Annotated in this window: 1 protein-coding gene; it reads left to right on the forward strand. The window is 69.2% G+C overall.

Annotated features, from left to right (window positions below):
• The first annotated feature begins 127 nt into the window (after window positions 1-127).
• Window positions 128-1,570, forward strand: coding sequence for an NF041680 family putative transposase (locus tag ACIOEW_RS41240; RefSeq protein WP_401970759.1), 1,443 nt, complete (start codon window positions 128-130; stop codon window positions 1,568-1,570).
• The last annotated feature ends 10 nt before the right edge of the window (window positions 1,571-1,580 follow it).

Genomic DNA, 1,580 nt, shown 5'->3' on the forward strand with positions numbered 1-1,580 from the left:
AGCTTGACGTTTAACCTCGCACGTCACCCGACCTGCTGATCTGCGGTTCTTTCCGGGACAGCCGAGACGGCCGTTCTTCACGCTTCGAGATGTCGAGTAACGAAGCACGAGAGAACGGCCGCTGCGTATGAGTCTGCCTGTCCTCGGGACCGCTGGTGACGCGGTTGGGGTCCTGTCCCGCTTTCGGGTCGAGTTCTACGAGTGTCTGTACGCCCGCGCCGACTCCCTCTTCGAGCTCACCGACGCAATCTTGTGCAAGGACGGACCCGTGCAGACCCTGGTCGATCTGAGCCTGGAGGCCGAGCACCGGCGTGGGCACGGTGCCCTCTACCAGGCGCTGAACACCGGCTGGGCCGAGCCGGCACGGCTGCGGAGCCTGCTGGCGTCGCTGCCCGTGCCGCATGCGGTCGACGGGCGTATCGTGCTGGCCGTGGACGTCTCCACGTGGTTGCGGCCGGACGCTGAGACCAGCCCCGACCGGCTGTTCTGCCACGTTTACGGACGCGGCCGCAACAAGGACCAGTTCATCCCTGGCTGGCCCTACTCCTTCGTTGCCGCTTTGGAGTCCGGCCGCACCTCTTGGTGCCGCCTGCTGGATGCCCTCCGGCTTGGACCGGCCGACGACGCCGCGGCCGTCACCGCCACCCAACTACGGGACGTCGTATTGCGGTTGATCGCGGCGGGTCACTGGATCGAGGGTGCCCCCGAGATGCTGATCGTCGCCGACGCCGGCTACGACCTCGCTCGCTTGGCCCATCTGCTCGCCGACCTGCCAGTAGAGGTATGCGGCAGGCTCCGCTCGGACCGGGTCATGGCCCGCGACCCGGCCCCGCACAACGCGGCCCCCAGGCCGGGTCGCCCCCGCATGCACGGCACCCCGTTCGCTCTGGCCAATCCGGCCACCTGGGGCGATCCGCACACCGAGACCCGAACCGACACCACTCGCTACGGCACCGCGACCGCCCAGGCATGGGACCGGCTCCACCCACGGCTCACCCGCCGCTCGGCCTGGATCACCGACCAGAGCGCCGAACTCCCCATCCTCCATGGCCTCGTGGTTCGCCTGACCGTGCAGCGACTGCCCGGTGGACGCGATCCCGACCCCGTGTGGCTGTGGTCCTCACGCCCCGGAGCCGACCCCGGCCACGTCGACCAACTGTGGCGGGCCTACCTGCGCAGATTCGACCTGGAACACACCTTTCGCCTGATGAAGCAGACACTGGGCTGGGCGGTGCCCAAGCTCCGAGATCCGGCCGGCGCGGACCTGTGGACGACGCTCATCATCGCCGCCCACACCCAGCTGTGGCTCGCCCGGCCAGCCGCCGAGGATCTGCGCCGGCCGTGGGAACGTCCGCTACCTACATACAAGTTGACGCCCGCCCGGGTCCGGCGGGGGTTTCGCAACATCCGCGCGAAGGCGGCCCGTCCCGCAGCTGCACCGAAACCCTCCCGCCCCGGCCCGGGACGCCCCCGCGGATCGAGCAACCGTACGAGAGCACCCCGCCACTCGCCGGGGAAGACCGTCAAAGGCGCCGAGACACTCGACCAGCACTACGGCCGCACAGGTTAAACGTCAAGCT

Origin of the sequence: Streptomyces sp. NPDC087901 (assembly GCF_044742205.1) — a bacterium.
GTDB lineage: Bacteria > Actinomycetota > Actinomycetes > Streptomycetales > Streptomycetaceae > Streptomyces.